Genomic DNA, 21,338 nt, shown 5'->3' with positions numbered 1-21,338 from the left:
CTCCAACGGTTCAGCCGCTCAGCACTCGTGTCCGGCGCGGAGCAGGCCGTACGTGACCGCCTGCTCCAGCGCCTGCCAGGAGGCGTCGATGATGTTCTGGCCGACGCCGACCGTGGACCACCCGGTGGTGTCGTCGCTGGAGGTGATGAGCACGCGGGTGATGGCGCCGGTGCCGTGGGTGCCTTCGAGGATGCGCACCTTGTAGTCGACCAGCTCCACCTTGGCCAGGTCAGGGTAGAGCTTCTCCAGCGCCAGCCGGACCGCCTTGTCGAGGGCGTTGACCGGGCCGTTGCCCTCGCCGGTGGCGACGATCCGCTCGCCCTTGGCGTGCAGCTTGACCGTGGCCTCGCTGACCAGCTCGCCGCCCTTGGTGTGCTCGACGATGACGCGCCAGGACTCGACCTCGAAGTGGCGCCTGCGCTCGCCGTGGACGGTGTCGCGCAGCAGCAGCTCGAACGAGGCGTCGGCTGCCTCGAAGGTGAAGCCCTTGGACTCCAGGTCCTTGACCCGGTCGACCAGCTCCTTGGTGTTGCCGGGGGTGAGCTCGTAGCCCAGCTCGCGGCCCTTCAGCTCGACGGACGCGCGCCCCGCCATGTCGGAGACCAGCATGCGCATGTCGTTGCCGACCTCGGCGGGGTCGATGTGCTGGTAGAGGTTCGGGTCGACCTTGATGGCGCTGGCGTGCAGGCCGGCCTTGTGGGCGAACGCCGAGGCGCCGACGTACGGTGCGTGCGAGTTGGGGGTGACGTTGGTGACCTCGGTGATCGCGTGCGCGATGCGGGCCATGTCGGCCAGCGCCTGCGGCGGCACCAGCTCGAACCCGCGCTTGAGCTGCAGGTTGGCGACCACGGTGAACAGGTTGGCGTTGCCGGAGCGCTCGCCGTAGCCGTTGGCGCAGCCCTGCACGTGGGTGGCGCCGGCCTTGACCGCGGCCAGCGTGTTGGCGACCGCGCAGCCGGTGTCGTCGTGGCAGTGGATGCCGACCCTGGCGCTGGTCTGGACGGCGTCGTGGACGATCTCGGCCAGCTCGTCGGGGAGCATGCCGCCGTTGGTGTCGCACAGGGCGATCACGTCCGCCCCGGCCTCGGCGGCGGTCCTGACGACCTCCAGCGCGTAGGCTGGGTTGGACTTGTAGCCGTCGAAGAAGTGCTCGGCGTCAAGGAAGACGCGCTGACCCTCCGCACGAAGGTGAGAGACCGTGTCGCGGATCATCGCGAGGTTCTCCTGGAGAGTCGTGCGGAGGGCCAGCTCCACGTGCCGGTCGTGACTCTTGGCGACAAGGGTCACGACCGGCGCGCCGGATTCGCGCAGAGCGGCGACCAGGGGGTCGTCGGCCGCCTTCACACCTGCCCGGCGGGTCGCGCCGAACGCGGCTAGCTGCGCGTGCCTCAGGTCGAGCTCTGTTCGAGCGCGCCTGAAGAACTCGGTGTCCTTGGGGTTGGCGCCGGGCCACCCTCCTTCGATGAAGCCGACGCCCAGCCCGTCCAGGTGGCGCGCGACAGCGAGCTTGTCGGCCACCGTGAGGTTGAGGCCTTCCTGCTGTGCGCCGTCACGCAGCGTCGTGTCATAGACGTGGAACCGGTCGTCGGCCATGGATTCTCTTTCTGAGAGTGGAGGAAAACAAAAAGACCCCTCACGGACGTGAGAGGTCTGCGCGCTGGCGGTGTCCCTGCGTTAGCCAGCGCGCCTGCCGATAATGAGCAGACCGTAGAACATGGTGCTCCCGAGTCTGCCATACGAATCCAGTGCCCGGGACATCGATCTCACAGTACGGACGAGATTTGGTCAGACGGTTACCCCGTCACCGCCCGTGATGGCCTTCTCCAGCGCGGCCGGGTCGAACGCCTCGTTGCCCATCACCCGGCCGTCGAGCACCAGGGTCGGCGTGCCCTCGACGCGGATGCCTGCGGTGTCGCGCAGGTGCGCCTCCGCGTACGCCTGGGAGTTGACGCACGACTCGGCGGAGGCGGCGCCGGCCTTGCGCGCGGCGGCCACCAGCTCCTCCACGGTGAACCCGGTGGCCACGCCGTGCGGCACCGGCTGCATCGCGTACAGCTCGTCCCGGAAGGCCAGCCAGCTCGACTCGGGGACGCACCGGGCGGCCGCGGCGGCCCTGATGGAGTTCGACCGCGACGGCTCGTCCCGGAAGATCGTGACGGGGTGGTAGACGACCTTGACCTTGCCCTCCCTGGCCAGGCGTTCGATCGTGTCGTCGACCCGGGAGTGCAGCTCCCTGCAGACGGGGCATTCGAAGTCCTCGTACAGGACCAGCACCGGCGCCTGCCCGCCGCGGTCGGCCAGCACCATGGACCCGTCGGCCTGCCGCATCAGCCGCACGCCGTCGGAGGACGGCCCCTGCTGGACCAGCGTCACGAATCCCATCACGGCCAGCACCGCAACGGCGGCCACGATGGCCGCCACCCTCTTGTTCATCCCCGCCCGCTCTCGTCCGCCGATCGCCGCGACCCTATCGGAACTGGGAACATAGGTGTTATCCGGCCACATCAGGCCAGAATCACCCTCATGAAGGCATTTCTCCTCGACCAGGCCATGGCCCGGTACATCCTCGACCACTCCACGCCGCCCGACCCGCTGCTGGAGGAGCTGGCCGCGGAGACCGTCGCGGCCACCGGCGACCACGCGGGCATGCAGATCTCGGCCGACCAGGGCACGTTCCTGACGATGATCACCCAGCTCGTGGCGCCTGAGGTGGCCGTCGAGGTGGGCACGTTCACCGGGTACTCCTCGCTCTGCATCGCCCGCGGGCTGTCCGGCGGCACGCTGCACTGCTTCGACGTGAGCGAGGAGTGGACGGCCGTCGCCCGCCGGTACTGGGAGAAGGGCGGGGTCGCCGACCGGGTCACGCTGACGCTCGGGCCGGCGCTGGAGTCGCTGCGGGACTTCACCGAGCCGATCGACCTGGCGTTCCTGGACGCCGACAAGCCGCGGTATCCCGCGTACTACGAACTGCTCGTCGGCAAGCTGCGGCCGGGAGGGCTGATCATGGTGGACAACACGCTGTGGTCGGGGCACGTGGCCGACCCCGGTAAAAATGACCCGGCTACGGTGAACATGCGCGAGTTCAACGCGCTGGTGCGGGAGGACCCCCGGGTGACCGTGGTCATCCTGCCGGTCGCGGACGGGCTGACCCTGATCCGCAAGCGGGTCACGCCGGCCTGAGGAAAATCCTGCCGGCCTCGTGTCCATCGGGCGGGGTCCCGTTCGTAGACATGGCACAAGCACGGCAGAAGGAGCCAGAACCATGAAGTACATGCTGCTGATCAACAGCGCCGGGACCGACCAGGCGCAGGAGGGCTGTGAGGCGTCCTTCGAGGACTGGATGGCCTACGACAAGGCCGTTCAGGAGGCGGGGATCTTCGTGGCCGGCCACTCGCTGGCCGACCTGACCACCGCGACCACCGTGCGGGTCGACGCGAAGGGCGAGCGGGCCATCACCGACGGGCCGTTCGCCGAGACCCGCGAGGTCCTCGGCGGCTACTACGTGATCGACGTCCCCGACCTGGACGTGGCGCTCGACTGGGCGGCCCGCTGCCCGGGCGCCACCGGCGGCGGCTCGGTGGTGGTGCGGCCGATCGCCGACTTCGAGGGCTGACCGTCATGACCGGCCCGTACGCGGAGAACGTGGAGGCGGTCTTCCGGGAGGAGCGCGGCCGGCTGCTCGCCGCCCTGGTGCGCCGCTTCGGCGACCTGGACCTGGCCGAGGAGGTCACGTCGGATGCCATCGAGGCGGCGCTGGTGCGCTGGCCGGTCGACGGCGTGCCGCCCAAGCCGGGCGCGTGGCTGATGACCACCGCCCGGCGCCGGGCGGTCGACCGGCTGCGGCGCGACAGGACGTACGCCTCCCGGCTGGCCCTGCTGCAGGTGGAGGCCGACCGGGCGGCGCCCTCGCCCACCGGCGCGGGCGATGAGCTGCCCGACGAGCGGCTGCAGCTGTTCTTCACCTGCGCCCACCCGGCGCTGAACGCCGACGACCGCGGGGCGCTGACGCTGCGCTGTCTCGGCGGACTGGCCACTCCAGAGGTCGCGCGCGCCTTCCTGGTGCCGGAGGCCACGATGGCCAAGCGGATCGTACGGGCCAAGAAGAAGATCCGTGAGGCCCGCATCCCGTTCCGCGCCCCCGGCCCCGACGAGCTGCCCGCGCGGCTTCCCGGGGTGCTCCAGGTCATCTACTCGATCTTCACCGAGGGGTACGCGGCCAGCGCCGGACCCGACCTGCAACGGCTCGACCTTGCCGAGGAGGCCATCCGGCTGGCGCGGATCCTGCGCCGCCTGCTGCCCGCGGAGCGGGAGGTCGCGGGCCTGCTCGGGCTGATGCTGCTGATCCACGCCCGGCGCGACGCCCGCACCGGGCCCGGCGGCGAGCTGGTCCTGCTGGACGAACAGGACCGGGGCCGCTGGGACCGCGCGATGATCGAGGAGGGCCTGCGGCTGGTGCCCGCCGCGCTGGCCGGCGGCCCGCCCGGCCCGTACGGGGTGCAGGCCGCGATCGCCGCGCTGCACGACGAGGCCGCGGACGTCGCGACCACCGACTGGCCGCAGATCGTCGCGCTCTACGACGTCCTGCTCGCGCTCGCGCCCTCACCGGTCGTCGAGCTGAACAGGGCCGCGGCGGTGGCGCTGCGCGACGGCCCCGAGGCCGGCCTGGCGCTGCTCGACGCGCTGGCCGGCGAGCCCCGGCTGCGCGCCTACGCGCCCTATCCGATGGCCAGGGCCGACCTGCTGCAGCGCCTCGGCCGGCTCCCCGAGGCCGCGGCCGCCTACCGTGAGGCGCTCGACCTGGCGGGCACCGAGCCCGAACGCGCCCACCTGCGCCGCCGCCTGGCCGCCGTCACTTGACCTGCTCTTTGCCGTTCCCGCGCCCTGGTATTACGCTCTGTCACGCATCGATCACCCAGAGTCGGGAGCGGAGACATGATCAGGCCTGTCGAAGAGCGCTACCGCACCGTGCGGGACGTCTTCCCGGAGCTCCGCGTCGAGCTGGTCAACGGCCGCATCGTGGTCAACGAGCCCGGCACCTGGCAGCACAACACCATCATCGCCCAGCTGATCGCCCAGCTCGCGCCCGTGGTCGCCGGGCGGGGCTGGGAGATCTGGCCGAACATCACCGTCCACCTCGGCGACGAGGCCGACCGGTACGTCCCCGACCTGACGATCGTCCCGCAGGAGCCGGTCATGGAGACCGACGAGGCCGTCCACGGCGCCAGCACTCTGCTCCTGGTCGACGTGGTCTCGGCCGGCAACGCCTACGACGACCACGTGATCAAGCCAATGGGCTACGCTCCGGCCGGGGTGCCGCTCTACCTGGTGGTCGACCCGTTCCAGCGCCTGCTCAAGCTCCACAGCGACCCGGCGCCGAGCGGCTACGGACGCGAGACGGTGGAGCCGGCCGGCGCTCCCCTGACGCTGCCCCACCCGTGGGACTGCGCGATCGACACGACTTGCCTGCTCAACCTCTGACCCTCAGCCCGCGCGGCGGTAGGTCAGGCGGCGCAGCAACGTCTCGGCCGGTCCGCGCCGGCCCGTACGGGACAGCAACGCCGCCAGCACCACGGTGGCCAGCCAGGTGAGCACGGCCACGGCGGAGGCGGCCGCGTCGCCGACACGGGTGCCGAGCCCGCCCAGGTACGGCACGAAGACCACGGTGAAGACCACGGACTGGAGCAGGTAGCACGTCAGCGACCACTGACCGCACGCGGCCAGCGCCCTGGCCACCGGGCCCGGCGCGGCGCGGCGGGCTCCACCGGCCACGGCGAGTCCTATCAGCGCGGCGTACGCGAGACCGCCGGCGATGCCGCTGACGCTGTGCAGGGCGTACGCGGACACGCCGATCGCGTCCGAGGGCGCCCAGAGCCGGGTGTCGACGAGCATGAGCGGCACGCCACCGGCGACCGCGATCGCGGTGCCCACGACGCCGGTCCGGAGGAGCAGCGTCCGGTGCGCCCACGGCTCCTCCAGCACGCGGCGGCGGGCCGCCCAGATCCCGAACAGGAAAGCGGGCACGACGCTCGCGGCGAAGTACGTGGGCGTCATCCCGGACCAGCCGACGACCCGCATCATGAGGGCCTCCGCCGGGTCGCCCATGCCGGCGATCGAGTCGCCCTTGTCGGCGCTCACGGTGAGCAGCCCGAACAGGGCGAGGACGGCGACGTGCAGAACAGTCGTGAGGCCGGCGGCCCACAGCAGGGCGCGGTCGCTGCGCCGGATGAAGCCCACGAGCACCAGGCCGACCAGGCCGTACGCGCCCAGGATGTCGCCGAAGAACAGCAGGAGGGCGTGGCAGAACCCGAACGCCAGGAGCCACAGGCTGCGGGCGCGCAGCACCCGTCGCACGTCCGGCCATGCGCGACCGGCGGCGAGCTGCCGGCTCGCGAGCTGCACCAGGCCGTAGCCGAAGAGGGCGGCGAACATCGGCAGCGCCCGCCCGTCCACGAGGAGGATCTGGATCCCGGCCACCAGCCGGTCGAGGGCGCTTCCGTCCAGCGTGTAGCCGCGGAACCCGACCGGGTGCCCGGACAGGTACATGTGTGCGTGCGCCACCGCGATGAGCAGGAGCATGAGACCTCGGGCGAGGTCGGGGGCCAGGGACCGGCGGGCGAGCGGCACGGCCCTCCGATCGGCGGACATGACGGTGGTGGACATGACTATCCCCTGGAATTAGATACACGAGTGTAGCTTAAGTTGAAGGTAAGATACACCGCTGTAGCCAACCAAGGGAACAGCCGTGAACAACAGCCGAACGCGGCGGCGGGGCGAGGAGCTGATCGCGGCCATCCACGCCGCGGTGCTCGAAGAGGTGGTGGAGGTCGGCGTCGCACGGCTGACCATGGACGGCATCGGCAAGCGGGCGGCGACCGCCCGCACGACCCTCTACCGTCGCTGGTCAGATCCGATCGAGGTGCTGCTGGACGCGCTCTACCACGCGCATCCGGTCGAGGAGCCGAGCCCGGGGGCGGACGACCTGCGCGGTGACCTGATCAGGGCGCTCCGGCTCATGCGCGACTGGATGCTCAGCCCCGCGGGCCACGCCGTCGCCCTGATCCTGACCGACCCGGTGAGCGCGTCCAAGATCTCCGAAGAGCTCGTCGACCGGGTCTTCGCCGTACGGGGCGGCACGTTCACCAACACCGTGCTGCGCCACTACGCCGAGCGCGGCCACTTCCCCGCCGAGCTCCTCACCCCGGTCGTGGCCGACATCGGGGAGGCGCTCGTCACCAAGCGGCTGATCGACACCAGGACGCCGCCCAGCGACGCCGACCTGGCGGACATGGTGGACCAGGCGATACTGCCGGCGATCGGGCTGGGCCCGGACGTGCGGGGACGGCGCCGTCCGGACCCTGAGGCGTGATGCCGGCGGACGACTAGGCGATCTTGTGGATCCAGTCGCGGGTGTCGGGGCGCGAACCGTACTGGATGCCGATGAGCTCCTCGCGGATGCGCATCGTCACCTCGCCGGCGTTCCCGTCGCCGACGGTCCAGGCGCGGTCGGCGCCCTTGACCGAGCCGACGGGGGTGACGACCGCGGCGGTGCCGCAGGCGAACACCTCCGTCAGCTCGCCGGACTCGCACCCGGCCTGCCACTCCTCGACGGTGATGAGCCGCTCCTCCGTCTCAAGACCGAGGTCGGCGGCGAGGGCGAGGATGGAGTCGCGGGTGATGCCGGGCAGCAGGGTGCCGGTCAGCGACGGGGTGACGAGCTTGCCGCCGATGACGAAGAACAGGTTCATCCCGCCCATCTCCTCGACGTAGCGGTGCTCGGCGGCGTCCAGCCAGACCACCTGGTCGCAGCCGTTCTCGACGGCCTGCCGCTGGGCGACGAACGCGGCCGCGTAGTTGCCGCCGCACTTGGCGAAGCCGGTGCCGCCGGGGGCGGCGCGGGTGTACTCGGTGGACAGCCAGACCGAGACGGGCTTGACGCCGCCGGAGAAGTAGGACGCCGCGGGCGAGGCGATGGCGAGGTAGCGGTACGTCTTGGAGGGCCAGTTCACGCCCAGCCCGACCTGGGTGGCGATCATGAAGGGCCGCAGGTAGAGGCTGTGGCCCTCGGTGGTGGGCACCCAGTCCCTGTCGGTCTGGACGAGGAGTTCGAGCGACTCGACGAAGGCGTCCTCGGGGAGCTCGGGCATGGCCATGCGGGTGGCCGAGCGGTTGAACCGGGCGGCGTTGGCGTACGGGCGGAACATCACCACAGAGCCGTTGACCTGCCGGTAGGCCTTGAGCCCTTCGAAGAGCTCCTGCGCGTAGTGGAAGACGGAGGTGGCGGGGTCGAGGGTGAGCGGCGCGTACGGCTCCAGGCGGGCGTCGTGCCAGCCCTGGCCCTCGGTGTAGTCGACGGAGACCATGTGGTCGGTGAAGACCTGCCCGAATCCGGGGTTCGCCAGTACCTGCTCGCGCTCGGCCGCGGTGCGAGCGTGGCCGGAGAGCTGCACGTCGAAGCTGAGCTTCTGAGCGATGGTCATGACGCTGGGTCCTTCTCTCTGCGATTTCGGGCGGCACTGCCACAAACAGGGGCAGTCCGTACTTCCTATTGTCTCGCCATTTGGAATGGCAAGGGGAGGGCGGGGGTGGACACGAAAAAGCGCCCGGCGGGTCCTGGGGGAACCGCCGGGCGCTGCTCGTCGAGCTGGGGGCGGCCCTAGCTCGATACTCGCTCGGTGATGTCGTCGCCGATCTCGCGGGTGGTGCGGCTGCTCCACCCGGTCAGGCGCTCGACGATGTCGTCGGCGACGGCCTGCTCGACCTTGGCGGCCTCGGCGGACAGGCCGAGGTGGTCGAGCATCATGGCGACGGACAGGATGGTGGCGGTCGGGTCGGCCTTGCCCTGCCCGGCGATGTCGGGGGCGCTGCCGTGGACCGGCTCGAACATGCTCGGCGCGGTGCCCTCGGGGTTGATGTTGCCGCTGGCGGCCAGGCCGATGCCGCCCGCGATGGCGGCGCCGAGGTCGGTGATGATGTCGCCGAAGAGGTTGTCGGTGACCACGACGTCGAACCGCTCGGGCTGGCTGACGAAGAACATCGAGGCCGCGTCGATGTGGCTGTAGTCGGTCGTGACGTCGGAGTATTCCTCCGCGACGCGGTCGACGGTGCGCTGCCAGAGGTCGCCGGCGTAGGTGAGCACGTTGGTCTTGTGGACCAGCGTGAGCTTCTTGCGCGGGCGGGAGCGGGCCTTCTCGAACGCGTAGCGCACCACCCGCTCGACGCCGTGGGCGGTGTTGAGCGACTCCTGGGTGGCGATCTCGTACGGGGTGCCGCGGCGCATGACGCCACCGGTGCCGGCGTAGAGACCTTCGGTGCCCTCACGGACGACGATCATGTCGATGTTCTCGACGGGGGTGTCGGCCAGCGGCGTCTCGACGCCCGGGAAGAGCTTGACCGGGCGCAGGTTGACGTAGTGGTCGAAGGCGAACCGGATCTTGAGCAGCAGGTCGCGCTCCAGCACGCCGGGCGGGACGCTGGGGTCGCCGACGGCGCCGAGCAGGATGGCGTCGTAGCCGCGCAGCTCCTCGAGCACGGCATCGGGCAGCGTTTCGCCGGTGCGGTGGTAGCGGGCGGCGCCCAGGTCGTAATGGGTGGCATCGATCTTGGTGCCGACGGCCTCCAGGACCTTCAGACCTTCGGCCACCACCTCGGTGCCGATGCCGTCTCCAGGGATGACGGCCAGGCGGATGTTGCGCGACTCCATGGGCGTACCTTACCGGCTCGTCTCGGCTGACGAACACTTGATCTCATTGTGTGGACAGGTGGTGCTGCTGACCCAAATCTTTCACACCGCGGGCGTACCGTGGCGTCATGGCTGCCGAGAAGGTGTGTCTCGACGGCGAGAAGGCCACGCTCCTCGCCACCCTGTACGGCCGGGCGCTGGACGCCCGCTCCCCCGAGCCGATCCTGAACGACACGATGGCCGTGCGGGCGGTCGAGCGGATCGACCACGACTTCACCAAGCTAGGCATGAGCCCCCGCAACGCCGGAGCGGTGGCGTTCCGGGCCAGGTTCCTGGACCGGTGGGCGGCCGAGTTCCTCGCCGCCCATCCCGGCGCCACCGTGCTGCACCTCGGGTGCGGCCTCGACACTCGCGTCCACCGGATGGACCCGCCGCCGGAGGTCGCCTGGTTCGACGTCGACTTCCCGGAGGTCGTCGAGCTGCGCGGCAGGCTGTTCCCTGGGCGTCCCGGATACACGACGATCGGCTCGTCCGTCACCGAGACCGGCTGGCTGGACCGCGTCCCCGCCGGCAGGCCGGTGCTCGTGCTCGCCGAAGGGCTGGTCTACTACCTCGACGAGACGGGCGGCCGTGAGCTCTTCCGGCGGATCGTGGACCGCTTCCCGCACGGCGAGTTCGTCTTCGACGCCCTGAGCCCGTTCGGGCTGCGGCTCCAGGTGCTCAACAGCCCGGTGCGCAAGGCCGGGGCGCGGATGCACTGGGCCGTCGGAGGCCCTGAGGACCTCGAGTCGATCCACCCGCGCCTGCGCTGCCGCGACGCGATCAGCGCGCTCGACCTGCCGGGCTACGACCGGCTGGCCAGAGGACTGCGCCTGGTGACCCGGCTGATGAGAGCGGTGCCCGCGATGCGGCGGGCGGCCGTCTTCTACCGGCTGGAGTTCTGAGGCGCGCCGCCGTTGTCGCGGCGGTCCAGGGCGGTCTGCAGGGCCTCGGCGGCCTCGTCACGGTGCTCGTCGGCGGCGTACTCGCGCATGGTGATCATCTCGTTTCGCGGGGTGTGTGCTTGCAGTGAGTCGGAACCCCGGTCGCGGACCCGACCGGGCCTGATCTCGCCAGTCCGGGTCACGGACCGGGCGATGGGGCTTACCGGCCGACGCGACGCCGCTCACCGCGGCGGGTCGTCGACCTGCCCTAACAGGCCCCGCCGCGGCAGGCAATGAGTACGAGCACCTGACGCATCACCAGCCAGGTTACCCGAGCATCTCGTTGGATGTCCTAGCATCTCGCATCGTGAGACAACGAAACGGCCGCCGCCGGAAGCCCGGCGGCGGCCGTCGTCGCTGGAGCCGTCAGTCCTCCAGGTCGACCGAGCGCCCGGTGTCGGCGCCGATCTCCTGGCCGATCTGCTCGACCACCTCGGCCGGGATGGCCGTGTCGACGGTCAGCGCGATGAGCGCCTTGCCGCCCTTGGCGTGGCGGGAGACCTGCATGGAGGCGATGTTGATGCCCTGCTCGCCGAGGATGCGGCCGACCACGCCGACGATCCCCGGACGGTCGGTGTAGGTGAAGAACGACAGGTGGGCGGTCGGCTCGATCTCCATCTCGTAGCCGTTGACCTCGACGATCTTGGTGATCTGCCGGGGGCCGGACAGCGTGCCGGAGACCGAGACCTGGCGGCCGTCGGCCAGCACGCCGCGCACGGTCACCACGTTGCGCCAGTCGGGGCTGTCGGAGCTGGTGACCAGGTCGACGCCGACGCCCCGGTCCTTGGCCAGCAGCGGCGCGTTGACGTACGTGACCTGCTCCTCGACGACGTCGGAGAAGACGCCCTTGAGCGCGGCCAGCTCGATGACCCGCACGTCCTGCGCGGCGATCTCGCCGCGCACCTCGATGTCGAGCTTGGTGGCCACCTCGCCGGCCAGGGCGGTGAAGACCCGGCCCAGCTTCTCGGCCAGGGGCAGGCCCGGCTTGACGTCCTCGGCGACCGCGCCGCCCTGGACGTTGACCGCGTCGGGCACGAACTCGCCGGCCAGCGCCAGCTTCACGCTCCTGGCGACCTGGGTGCCGGCCTTCTCCTGGGCCTCATGCGTGGAGGCGCCCAGGTGGGGCGTGACGACGACCTGGTCGAGCTCGAAGAGCGGGCTGTCGGTGCAGGGCTCCTTGGCGAACACGTCGAGGCCGGCGCCGGCGACGCGGCCTTCCTTGATCGCGGCGTAGAGTGCGGCCTCGTCGACGATGCCGCCGCGGGCCACGTTGACGATGCGCACCGACGGCTTGACCTCGTGGAGCTCGCGGTCGCCGATGAGGCCGACGGTCTCCTTGGTCTTGGGCAGGTGGACGGTGAGGAAGTCGGCCTGCTTGAGCACCTCTTCGAGGCTCAGGAGCTGGACGCCCATCTGCGCGGCGCGGGCCGGCGGCAGGTAGGGGTCGTAGGCGATCAGCTCGACGCCGAACGGCTGCAGCCGCTGCGCCACGAGCTGGCCGATCTTGCCCAGGCCGAGGATGCCGACGACCTTCTCGTCGAGCTCGACGCCGGTGTACTTGGACCGCTTCCACTCGCCGTTCTTCAGCGCGGCGTGGGCCTGCGCGGTGTTGCGGGCGCTGGCCAGGATGAGCGCGACGGTCTGCTCGGCGGCGCTGGTGATGTTGGAGGTGGGCGCGTTGACCACCATGACGCCGGCCTTGGTGGCCGCCTCGACGTCGACGTTGTCGAGGCCGACGCCGGCCCTGGCCACGACGCGCAGCTTGGGCGCCGCGGCGATCGCCTCGGCGTCCACCTTGGTGGCGGATCGGACGATGAGCGCGTCCACGTCGGCGAGGGCGGGCAGCAGCTGGGACCGATCGGCGCCGTCGGTGTGGCGGACCTCGAAATCGGCACCGAGCACGGCCAGGCCGGCCTCGGAGAGCTCCTCTGCGACCAGTACGACGGGCTTGTTCACGAGCGTGAGTCCTTAGTAGCGTGCGGCGGGCGTCAGGGACACGTCGATGGGTCCCCCGGTCACCTGAGAGTCTATCGGTGGCTTGTGAACGCTTTCACGAAGGATCAGCATCTGAGATGACGCGGTCCGTACCCCTGGACGGGACAAGTCATCCACACCGCAGCCATCTTCATCTTGATCCGGAGAATTATTCGCCATTAGCCTGATAAGCCGTGGCCGACTACCTATGGTTCGTCATATGAGCATCGGGAATCCTGCGCTTGCCGACGTGCTCGCCCAGCATGGTGCTCCGCACCGGTTGCTGGCGGCTCTCGCTGACGGTGGAGTCCTGGTGGCCGTGCGACCGGATCGATCCGTCGTCCTGGGCACGACCCAGGCCGGTGACCGCGTGCTGCTCGGATACACCAGCGCGGCGACCTACGCCAGACACCACGGCACCCATTCGCTCTCGGCCTGTGACGCCGACACCATCCTCGACATCGAGCGTGTCACCGGCGTCCGGGAGATCGTGATCGACGCCGCAGGCCCGGCCGCGGCCGCCGTTCCGATCGACGACCTGCAGCGTTTCCTCACCTCGACCCGCACCGGGCCCACCCCCGTCCTGTCCGGGGCCGCCCCCGCCGCGTACGCGACGGGCGCGATGGCCACGGTGTCGCGGAGCGGCGCGATCGCCCAGGCCGCGCCGCGGTCGCAGGAGGCGCCCCCGCTCCCGTGGATCCCGGCGCCCAGACCGCATCTGTCGGGGCCGATGCAGCAGGTCGACCCCGGCTACCGCCGGTGCGCGCACCCGATCCTGCCCGCGCTGCGCCAGGCCGTCGCGCAACTGCTCATGGACTTCCCGCTGGTCCACCACGTGTGGATCTCCGAGGCCCGCACCGCCTCCGGCGCTCCCGGCATCATGCTGCACGTGAAGGTCCACATGACGGCCGCCGAGGACGTGGTGCGCGACCTCCACCGGGGCGTGCGCGCCCGGCTGCCGCAGCTCGCGGCGAGCGGGGCGCCGATCCTCATGGCCAGGGTGGCCGACTCGCTCAGCGAGCGCCGCATGGTGGAGATCGGCGCGCATGTGGTATGCGCCAACGTGAACGAATAGCGTGGATCCGTCGAACTAGGCCCTACCGAACGGTCTTCCGCTCGGCTTCAATGAGTTCCGTGATCGCACCCGCCGTGGCCGCCCCCACGGTCCCCAGAGGCGTGCGGCTGGGCTACGGTGTCGGCTCCTTCTGCACCGCCACCTTCGGTTCCGTGCCCGGACTGCTGCTGCTGTTCTACATGACCAACTTCCTGGCGGTGCCCGCGTGGCTGGCCGGGATCGTGGTGACCGCGCCCAAGGTGTGGGACCTGCTGATCAACCCGCTGGTGGGCCGCTGGTCCGACCGGACCGTCTCGCGGCTCGGGCCGCGCCGGCCGTGGCTGCTGGCCGGCGCCTGCACGCTGCCGGTCGCCTTCTTCCTGGTGTTCGCCGGCCCGCCGCTCACGGGCATCCCCGCCGCCTTGTACGTGGGAGCCTGCTTCATGGCGGCGGCCACGGCCTACGCGCTGTTCGAGGTGCCGTACAAGGCGATGCCCGCGGAGATGACCGACGACTACCACGAGCGGACGTCGCTGCTGCAGTGGCGGATGGTGTTCGTCGGCGCGGCGACGGCGATCGCCGGCGTCGCGGCCCCCGCGATCGTCAACAGCCAGGGCGAGAGCGGCACGCTGGCGAGCTACCGCCTCATGGGCGTGGTGATCGCCGTGGTGCTGTTCGCCGCCATGCTGGGATCCTTCTTCGGTACGGCACGCGCCCCCATGACGGGTGCGCCGGAGGCCGACACCGGCAGCCTGATCAAGCAGTTCGCGGTGGTCAGGGGCAACAAGGCGTTCATCTGGCTGACGGCGCTGAGCTGCACGCAGCAGCTCGCCGTGGCCATCATGCTGGCGGCCGCCCCCTACTTCGCCACGTACACGATCGGCGATCCCCGGGCCACCACCACGCTGTTCGCCGCCCTGGTGGTGCCGATGATGCTGACGATGCCGATGTGGACGTGGCTGTCCAAGCGCTTCGACAAGCGGAACGCGATGATCATGGCGGCCTCCACCTTCGCCGCCGGCACGGCGCTGGCGCTGGCCACCCCGATCTTCGGCGGCTGGTACGCGCACGTGATGATCCTGCTGGTCGGCACCGGGGTCGCGGGGGTCACCCTGCTGCAGTTCTCGATGCTGGCCGACGTGATCGCGGTGGACGCCGCCACCACGGGCAAGCGGCGGGCGGGCGTGTTCACCGGCCTGTGGACGGCGATCGAGAGCGGGGTCAGCGCGTTCGGCGCGCTGATCCTGGGATCGATCCTGAGCATCGGCGGGTTCCTGTCGTCCGTGGCGAGCCAGCGGGTCGAGCAGCCGGACAGCGCCGTGACCGCGGTGCTCATCGGGCAGACCGCGGTCCCGGCGCTGATCATCCTGCTGTCGGTCGTGATGACGCTGCGCTACCAGCTCAGGGACCCTAAGCGAACCGTCTCCCCGGCGGTCCCTGACGCGACCGTGTGACGAGCCCGGCCACCAGCGCCGCCAGCAGCGGCGGCCCGAGCACCACCAGGGCCGTGGCCGCCCACGGCACGGCGATCACGGCAGGCCCCAGGCCGTCCAGGGCACCCAGCGGCTGTCGCTCCCTGGTCAGCGGCACGGCCATCGCCGCGCCCATGACCGCGCCGCCGGCCGCGCCCACGAGGGCGCCGATCCCGGCGATGAAGCCGGCCTGAGCGGCCAGGATCGCCCTGCGCGTCCTGGGCGGCCCGCCGACCGCCGACACGATGTCCAGGTCGCGGCGCAGGTCGGCCGCGGCCAGCCCGGTGGCGGCCAAGGTGCCGCCGAGGCTGAGGAGCAGCGCCAGGCCGAACGCCCACCAGAACATGCCCAGGGTCGAGGGCGCCTCCCTGTCCAGGACGGCCACGTCCGCGCGCGCGGACGGCATGCTGAGCTGCCGTTGCAGGCGCTGGACGTCGGCGGACCGGTGCGTGGCGTACAGCACCCGTTCGGCCACCGTGTACCCGGCCTTCTCCAGGGCCGCGGGCGGGATCACGACACCGGTCCTGCCCGGGTCGCCGGACGCCGCCGCCACGGCGGGGATCCGGACGAGACTGCCTCCTCCCCCGCCGTCCGCCGTCAACTGGAGGGCGAGCGTACCGTTCTGGAGCAGCGCGGGATCGAACACCACCGCTTTGCCGTCGGCCAGCGCCTCGGCCGCCCGCGGGTCGGGCCGTCCCTGGAAGAAGGCCAGCAGGCGGGCGTCGCCGATGGGCGGGTCCACGAGGAAGTAGCTGATCCTGGGATTCTCGTCCGCCAGGATCTGCACGGCCCTCCCCTCGCTGTCGAACGCCTTGCCCGCGGGCACCAGCGGCACCCCCGGCAGCGCCTTGGCCGCGGCCGCGCGCAGGTCGGCCCATCCCCGGTCGTCGACCTGCCTGGCCGCGATCCGCAGCGTGTCCGGCGGCTGCTGGGCCCGGTGCGTCGTGAGGGCGACGGTGATCGAGCTCTCCACCCCGATGCCCAGCGTGACGGCCCCCATCGTGGCGGCCATCACCGCCGCCGCCGCGGACGCCGTACGGGTCCGATGGCGGGCGGCGTCGCGTACGGCCAGACGGAGCGGGAGCGGCAGCCGCGCGACGAGCCCGCCGAGTGCCGTCACCATCACCGGGATGAGCGCGACCAGTCCCAGCACCACCAGAACACCGGCCGGCAGGAGAAACGCGTCGGCGATCACCCCGTACGGACGCCCGCCACGCAGCGCGTACACGGTCACGGCAAGCCCGCCCACCAGCAGGAGTCCTGCCAGCACGGGAAGTCGCCCACGCCGCGAGCCGGCGAGCGCGGGACGCCGGGCACCGCGCGGGTTGATGACCCCGAAACGCCGGGCACGGCGCGCGACGACGCCGGCTCCCGCGCTCTCCTCGCGGTCGGCCAACACGCGGGCCGGGTCCTGGCGCGCGGCTGACACGGCGGGGACGAGGGCCGCGACGAGCGCGCCCGCCACGCCGAGGGCCGTCACGCCGAGGACCGGGCCCCAGGGCACGTCCGCCGGGCCGGACTGGCCCAGCAGCCGCTTGAGCAGCGGCATGAGCGCCAGCGTGCCGCCGGTGCCCAGCGCCGCGCCGAGCAGGGCGGCCACCCCGCCCAGCACCAGCCCGTCGGCCAGCACGATCACCTTCAGATGACGGGCGGAGCCGCCCTGCGCGGCGATCAGCGCCAGTTCCCTGCGCCGGCGCCGCAGCCCGACGGCGAAGGCCGGGCCCGTCAGCAGGGCCATCTCCATCACGACCAGCACCGCCATGGCGGCGAGCGTCATCAGGGCGGGCGCGCCGAGCGCGCGGTCGAACGGGTCACCGTACGCGCCGGCCACCGGCGGACCGGTCAGCACGGCACGGGAGGTCACGAGCATGCCGATGCCGTTCAGTCGCCGCACGTCCTCCCACAGGACAGGACGCGCGGAGTCGGCGAGCCACCCGGGACCGTGCCCGCCGCGCTTGTCCAGCAGGAGCGTGTGCTGGAGGCCGACCACCTCCTGGATCTCCACGTTGTGCGGGTGCTCGACCACGCCGACCACGCGGACCCGCCGGTCCCTGGCCGTCACCGTGATCGTGTCGCCGACGCGCAGGCCCGACCCCCGGGCCAGGGCGGGTGTCACGGCCACCTCACCCGCGGAGGCGGGTAAACGGCCCTCGGCCAGGAGGCGGATGCCCTGGGTCATCGGGTCGCGCAGGTCCAGCTCCAGCGCACTGACCTCGTGGTAGCGGTCGGTGTCGCGGATCTCCACCGATCCCACGTCATAGGGGATGAGCCGGGCGTCCAGCAGCGCGGTCACCTCGTCCGCGGTCCGCACCGTGCCGTCCGTCGCGGGCCCCTCGGCCGCCAGCATGAACCGGCCGTGCACGGGCTGGGAGACGCGGCCGCCGTGGGCCGTGGTGACGATCCGCGCGTCCGCGGCGCCCAGCTCGGCCGTGATGTCCTCGCCGGGTGCGACGTCCACGGTGGCGTCGTAGGTGAGCAGGGCGGTGAAGACCAGCACGGGCAGCCCGATCATGGCCATGACGAGCGCGGTGCGGCCCTTGGCGCGCAGCGCCTCCCTGCGGGACAGGCGCAGCGCCGCCAGGAACGCGCTCATCTCGCGCTCTCCAGGGGCTCCGCGGTCGAGTCGGCCACCCGGCCGTCGCGCAGGTAGACCACGCGGTCGGCCCAGGCCGCGTAGCGCGGCTCGTGCGTCACCAGCAGCACGGCCGCGCCCGCGTCGCACCGCTCGCGCAGCAGCCGCAGGATGTCGTCGCCCGTCGCGGTGTCGAGCGCGCCGGTCGGCTCGTCGGCCAGCAGCAGGCGTCGCTCGCCGACCAGCGCCCTGGCGATCGCCACCCGCTGGCGCTGGCCGCCGGACAGCTCGCCGGGGAAGCGGCCGGCCACCTCGTCCGCGCCCACCTCGCGCAGCGCGGCCTCGGCCTCCTCGCGGGCCCGACCGGCGCGCACGCCGTCGAGCTCGCGCGGCAGCATGACGTTCTCGGCGGCGGTCAGCGACGGGATCAGGTTCAGGTCCTGGAACACGTACCCGATGCCGCCGCGCCGCAGCGCGGCCAGATCACGCACCGAGGCCAGGTCGGCGCCCTCGACGGACACGCTCCCCGAGGTGGGCCGGTCGAGCCCGCCGGCCAGGTTGAGCAGGGTGGACTTGCCGGACCCGGACGGGCCCATCACGGCCAGCAGCTCGCCGCGTCCCACCGCCAGGGTGACGCCGCGCAGCGCGGGCACGTCCCCGAACGTCCGGGTGACCTCCCGCATCTCCAGCACGCTCATGCCTTCCTCTCCTTGAGTACGGCCTCGCAGTGGTCCAGCCAGCGCTGTTCCGCCTCGGCCTTGAAGATCATGGAATCCAGGACGAGCCGCTGGGCGGCCCCGTCCGCGGCGCCGCGCTTGGCCCTGGTCAGCTCCTGCAGCGTGCGCATGGTGGCCATCCGCTGGGCCAGGATCACGCCGGCCACGTCCACGTCGGCGGCGGCGACCGCCATGGCGATCTTGATGACCAGCTCGTCCCTGGGCCTGTCGGTCTGGCCGACAGGGGTGGCGAACCACGTCGCCAGCTCTTCCCGGCCCGCCTCGGTGATCGCGTAGAGGGTGCGGCCCTGATCGTCGGCGCCGCCCGGCGCCACCAGGCCGTCGCGTTCCAGGCGGGAGAGCGTCGTGTAGACCTGGCCGATGTTCAGCGGCCAGGTCGCCCCCGTCGACGCCTCGAACTCCACCCTGAGCTGGTAGCCGTAGCGTGGCTCGCCGCTCAGGAGGGCGAGCAGTCCGTGTCTGATCGACATGCATACTGAGTATGCATACTCGGTATGCTCTTGGCAACAGATCCGCGTATTCTGGACAGGGTGCGCACTCGCGGCCGATACTCGGGAGATGAGCTCGACGCACCCACCGTTCCGCGCCTCTGATGGCGAACGGGATCGCGCGATCGACGAGCTCCGCGAGCGCGCCGCCGAGGGGCGGCTCTCGCACGACACCTTCGTGGTCCGCGTCGACCAGGCGCTGCGCGCCCGCAACCAGCAGGAGCTCGACGCGCTCGTGGCCGACCTGCCGCGGCGGCTCACGCTGCGCCGGCGGGTGACGAACGCGGTCACCGGCGCGGTGTCGGCGGTCTCCGACTTCACCACCAGCCTGCAGTCCGCCTGGCGCAAGCCCCGGCTGCCCCGCCTCGCCCTGCCCGACGACGACCGCCGGCGTTACGTGGTCGGCCGCGGGTCCGCGTGCGACCTCGTCCTGTCGGACCTGACGGTCTCCCGGGTCCACGCCGAGCTGCGCCGCGACGACGACGGCGAGTGGATGCTGGTCGACCTGGGCTCGCTCAACGGCACCCGGCTCAACGGCTGGCGGCTGGTCGGCCCGGCCCGGGTCAAGCCCGGCGACGAGGTCTCGTTCGGCGACTGCGGGTTCGTCATGAACGCCGAGGGGCCCTAGTTCCACAAAAATACGGATATTTGCGGATTACACCGTGCGCCGCCTGGTTCATGATCACAGGCGAGCCCCTGTCGCATCCCTTTGGAGACCCCCTATGCGGCGCACCTCAGCATCCCTCGTCGCGGGCGCGCTCGTCGCGGCCCTCGCGTGGGCGTCCGGCCCCTCCTCCCCCGCGGTCGCGCTCGAACCCTCGCCCGGCGTGGCCGACCTGGCCCAGGACATCAACCAGATCCTCGCCGACTCCCGGCTGACCATCGCCCAGGCCGGTGTGATGGTCAAGAGCGCGGCGAACGGCGAGGAGCTCTACTCGACCGACGCGGGCAAGCTCCTGATGCCGGCGTCCAACACCAAGCTGTTCACGTCGGCCGCGGCGGCGGAGGTGCTCGGCCTCGACTACCGGTTCACCACCAGCGTGCTGAGCTCCGGGCGCAAGGCCGGTTCCGTGCTCACGGGCGACCTGGTGCTGCGCGGCACCGGTGACCCGACCATGCTGGCCGAGGACTACGACGCGCTGGCCGCCGAGGTCGCCGGCTCGGGCGTCAAGCTGGTCACCGGCAAGCTCGTGGCCGACGACACCTGGTTCGACGCGGTCCGGCTCGGCCAGGACTGGGCGTGGGACGACGAGACGGCCTACTACGCGGCCCCGATCTCCGCGCTCACCGCCTCCCCCGACCGCGACTACGACGCGGGCTCGGTGATCGTCACCGTCGCGCCCGACGGCGGCAAGGTCAAGGTGACCACCACGCCGGACACCGACTACCTGGAGATCGTCAACAAGGCCACGGTGGGATCGTCCACCGATGTGCTCATCGAGCGCACGCACGGCACGAAGACCGTGGTCATCACCGGCACGGTCGCGTCCACGTACAACGAGTGGGTGTCCGTGGACGACCCGGCTTCCTACACCGCGGCGCTGTTCCGCGACGCGCTCAAGAAGCACGGCGTGCGGGTGCTGGGCAAGACCGTGGCCGGCGCGGCCCCCGGCGGTGCGAAGGAGCTGGCGAAGAAGGAGTCGATGCCGCTCAGCGAGCTGCTCGTGCCGTTCATGAAGCTGAGCAACAACATCCACGCCGAGATCCTCACCAAGGCGATGGGCCGCAAGGTCGCCGACCAGGGCACCTGGGCCGCCGGGCTCAAGGCGAGCTCCGACTTCGCCCGCGCCAACGGGGTGCAGGTGCTCAACCTGCGCGACGGCTCCGGCCTGTCGCGCCGCGACGGCATCACGCCCGCCTCGATCGCGCAGCTGCTGCTCGCCGTTCGTGACAAGCCGTGGTATCAGGCGTGGTACGACTCGCTGCCGGTCGCGGGGAACGCGGACCGGTTCGTGGGCGGCACCCTGCGCAGCCGGATGCGCGACACTCCGGCGGCGAACAACGTGCGCGCCAAGACCGGGTCGCTCACCGGCGTCACGGCGCTGTCCGGATACGTGACGAGCGCCGACGGGGAGCCGCTGGTGTTCTCCATCATGCTGAACCAGTATCTGTCGTCCTCGCCGAAGGACATCGAGGACAAGATCGCGATCCGCCTCGCGCAGTTCTCCAGGACCGCGACGGTGGACGCCGCGGTCCAGCTCAAGTCGGCCGCCGAGGAGTCGCCCGACCTGGAGTGCTCGTGGCTCAAGCCCGCGCAGTGCTAGCACGATCACTTTTCTGACCGGGTGCGCCCCAACGGGCGCACCCGGTTTTTTGTGCCCTGGACGCGTGATCCAGACGTTGGGTTTACCGAGGCCAGCGGGTTAATTGTTACGATTG

At 71.4% G+C, this 21,338-nt stretch carries 19 protein-coding genes; 10 read left to right on the top strand and 9 right to left on the bottom strand.

Going from position 1 to position 21,338, the window contains the following annotated elements; genetic code table 11:
• Positions 1-18 precede the first annotated feature (18 nt).
• Positions 19-1,593 (bottom strand): citramalate synthase, encoded by a 1,575-nt coding sequence (cimA, locus tag ACZ6YG_RS17060; RefSeq protein ID WP_466018539.1) that lies wholly within the window; start codon positions 1,591-1,593, stop codon positions 19-21.
• Positions 1,594-1,785: 192 nt separating this feature from the next.
• Entirely contained in the window at positions 1,786-2,433 is a 648-nt protein-coding gene (locus ACZ6YG_RS17055) for a DsbA family protein (protein ID WP_466018538.1), read from the bottom strand.
• Between the two features lie 90 nt (positions 2,434-2,523).
• Between ACZ6YG_RS17055 and ACZ6YG_RS17050 the strand changes: the two genes are divergently transcribed.
• From ACZ6YG_RS17050 to ACZ6YG_RS17035, 4 genes are all read left to right on the top strand, one after another.
• Positions 2,524-3,180: an O-methyltransferase gene (locus ACZ6YG_RS17050; protein ID WP_466018537.1), complete on the top strand. Its 657-nt coding sequence runs from the start codon at positions 2,524-2,526 to the stop codon at positions 3,178-3,180.
• Positions 3,181-3,262: 82 nt separating this feature from the next.
• Positions 3,263-3,613: a YciI family protein gene (locus ACZ6YG_RS17045; protein WP_148029491.1), complete on the top strand. Its 351-nt coding sequence runs from the start codon at positions 3,263-3,265 to the stop codon at positions 3,611-3,613.
• A gap of 5 nt (positions 3,614-3,618) precedes the next feature.
• Positions 3,619-4,857, top strand: coding sequence for an RNA polymerase sigma factor (locus tag ACZ6YG_RS17040; protein WP_397198804.1), 1,239 nt, complete (start codon positions 3,619-3,621; stop codon positions 4,855-4,857).
• Between the two features lie 75 nt (positions 4,858-4,932).
• Positions 4,933-5,478 carry a Uma2 family endonuclease gene (locus ACZ6YG_RS17035; RefSeq protein ID WP_271277430.1) on the top strand — a complete coding sequence of 182 codons (546 nt, stop codon included), beginning with the start codon at positions 4,933-4,935 and terminating at the stop codon, positions 5,476-5,478.
• Between the two features lie 3 nt (positions 5,479-5,481).
• On the opposite strand, the gene ACZ6YG_RS17030 is transcribed toward ACZ6YG_RS17035, so the two are convergent.
• Positions 5,482-6,660: a DUF418 domain-containing protein gene (locus tag ACZ6YG_RS17030; protein ID WP_466018536.1), complete on the bottom strand. Its 1,179-nt coding sequence runs from the start codon at positions 6,658-6,660 to the stop codon at positions 5,482-5,484.
• Positions 6,661-6,742: 82 nt separating this feature from the next.
• On the opposite strand from ACZ6YG_RS17030, the gene ACZ6YG_RS17025 reads away from it, so the two are divergent.
• Complete coding sequence (locus ACZ6YG_RS17025) at positions 6,743-7,366, top strand: TetR-like C-terminal domain-containing protein (RefSeq protein ID WP_397198806.1); 624 nt, start codon at positions 6,743-6,745, stop codon at positions 7,364-7,366.
• Positions 7,367-7,379: 13 nt separating this feature from the next.
• Here ACZ6YG_RS17025 and ACZ6YG_RS17020 read toward each other — a convergent pair whose 3' ends face one another.
• Positions 7,380-8,477: a branched-chain amino acid aminotransferase gene (locus ACZ6YG_RS17020; RefSeq protein ID WP_466018535.1), complete on the bottom strand. Its 1,098-nt coding sequence runs from the start codon at positions 8,475-8,477 to the stop codon at positions 7,380-7,382.
• A 176-nt stretch (positions 8,478-8,653) separates the two neighbouring features.
• Positions 8,654-9,700: a 3-isopropylmalate dehydrogenase gene (locus ACZ6YG_RS17015; protein WP_148029485.1), complete on the bottom strand. Its 1,047-nt coding sequence runs from the start codon at positions 9,698-9,700 to the stop codon at positions 8,654-8,656.
• 107 nt (positions 9,701-9,807) lie between these two features.
• Here ACZ6YG_RS17015 and ACZ6YG_RS17010 point away from each other — a divergent pair, with 107 nt between their 5' ends.
• Positions 9,808-10,623, top strand: a complete 816-nt coding sequence (locus ACZ6YG_RS17010) for a class I SAM-dependent methyltransferase (protein ID WP_466018534.1) — start codon at positions 9,808-9,810, stop codon at positions 10,621-10,623.
• 405 nt (positions 10,624-11,028) lie between these two features.
• On the opposite strand, the gene serA is transcribed toward ACZ6YG_RS17010, so the two are convergent.
• The gene (serA, locus tag ACZ6YG_RS17005; RefSeq protein WP_148029483.1) at positions 11,029-12,618 is read right to left on the bottom strand and encodes a phosphoglycerate dehydrogenase; all 1,590 of its coding nucleotides are present in this window, start codon (positions 12,616-12,618) and stop codon (positions 11,029-11,031) included.
• Positions 12,619-12,856: 238 nt separating this feature from the next.
• Between serA and ACZ6YG_RS17000 the strand changes: the two genes are divergently transcribed.
• Together ACZ6YG_RS17000 and ACZ6YG_RS16995 are read left to right on the top strand one after the other, a co-directional pair.
• Positions 12,857-13,711, top strand: coding sequence for a hypothetical protein (locus tag ACZ6YG_RS17000; RefSeq protein ID WP_148029482.1), 855 nt, complete (start codon positions 12,857-12,859; stop codon positions 13,709-13,711).
• A 50-nt stretch (positions 13,712-13,761) separates the two neighbouring features.
• Complete coding sequence (locus ACZ6YG_RS16995) at positions 13,762-15,144, top strand: MFS transporter (RefSeq protein ID WP_466018533.1); 1,383 nt, start codon at positions 13,762-13,764, stop codon at positions 15,142-15,144.
• On the opposite strand, the gene ACZ6YG_RS16990 is transcribed toward ACZ6YG_RS16995, so the two are convergent.
• Genes ACZ6YG_RS16990 through ACZ6YG_RS16980 form a run of 3 tightly spaced genes read right to left on the bottom strand, consistent with a single transcriptional unit; the run spans position 15,101 to position 18,941 of the window.
• On the bottom strand, positions 15,101-17,755 hold the full coding sequence (locus tag ACZ6YG_RS16990; protein ID WP_466018532.1) for an FtsX-like permease family protein: 2,655 nt from the start codon (positions 17,753-17,755) through the stop codon (positions 15,101-15,103). The genes ACZ6YG_RS16995 and ACZ6YG_RS16990 overlap by 44 nt on opposite strands.
• Positions 17,752-18,432 (bottom strand): ABC transporter ATP-binding protein, encoded by a 681-nt coding sequence (locus ACZ6YG_RS16985; protein WP_466018531.1) that lies wholly within the window; start codon positions 18,430-18,432, stop codon positions 17,752-17,754. Before ACZ6YG_RS16985 ends, ACZ6YG_RS16990 begins: the two co-directional genes overlap by 4 nt.
• On the bottom strand, positions 18,429-18,941 hold the full coding sequence (locus ACZ6YG_RS16980) for a PadR family transcriptional regulator (protein ID WP_148029478.1): 513 nt from the start codon (positions 18,939-18,941) through the stop codon (positions 18,429-18,431). The genes ACZ6YG_RS16985 and ACZ6YG_RS16980 overlap by 4 nt, the downstream gene beginning before the upstream one ends.
• Before the next feature lie 88 nt (positions 18,942-19,029).
• Between ACZ6YG_RS16980 and ACZ6YG_RS16975 the strand changes: the two genes are divergently transcribed.
• Both ACZ6YG_RS16975 and dacB read left to right on the top strand, forming a co-directional pair.
• Entirely contained in the window at positions 19,030-19,587 is a 558-nt protein-coding gene (locus ACZ6YG_RS16975) for a DUF1707 and FHA domain-containing protein (RefSeq protein WP_148029477.1), read from the top strand.
• A gap of 94 nt (positions 19,588-19,681) precedes the next feature.
• Entirely contained in the window at positions 19,682-21,223 is a 1,542-nt protein-coding gene (gene dacB / locus ACZ6YG_RS16970) for a D-alanyl-D-alanine carboxypeptidase/D-alanyl-D-alanine endopeptidase (protein WP_148029476.1), read from the top strand.
• Positions 21,224-21,338: the final 115 nt, after the last annotated feature.

It is taken from the genome of Nonomuraea sp. NPDC054003 (assembly GCF_055585125.1).
The sequence above is the reverse complement of the archived record's forward strand: the minus strand, read 5'-3'. Positions and strand labels throughout refer to the sequence as shown.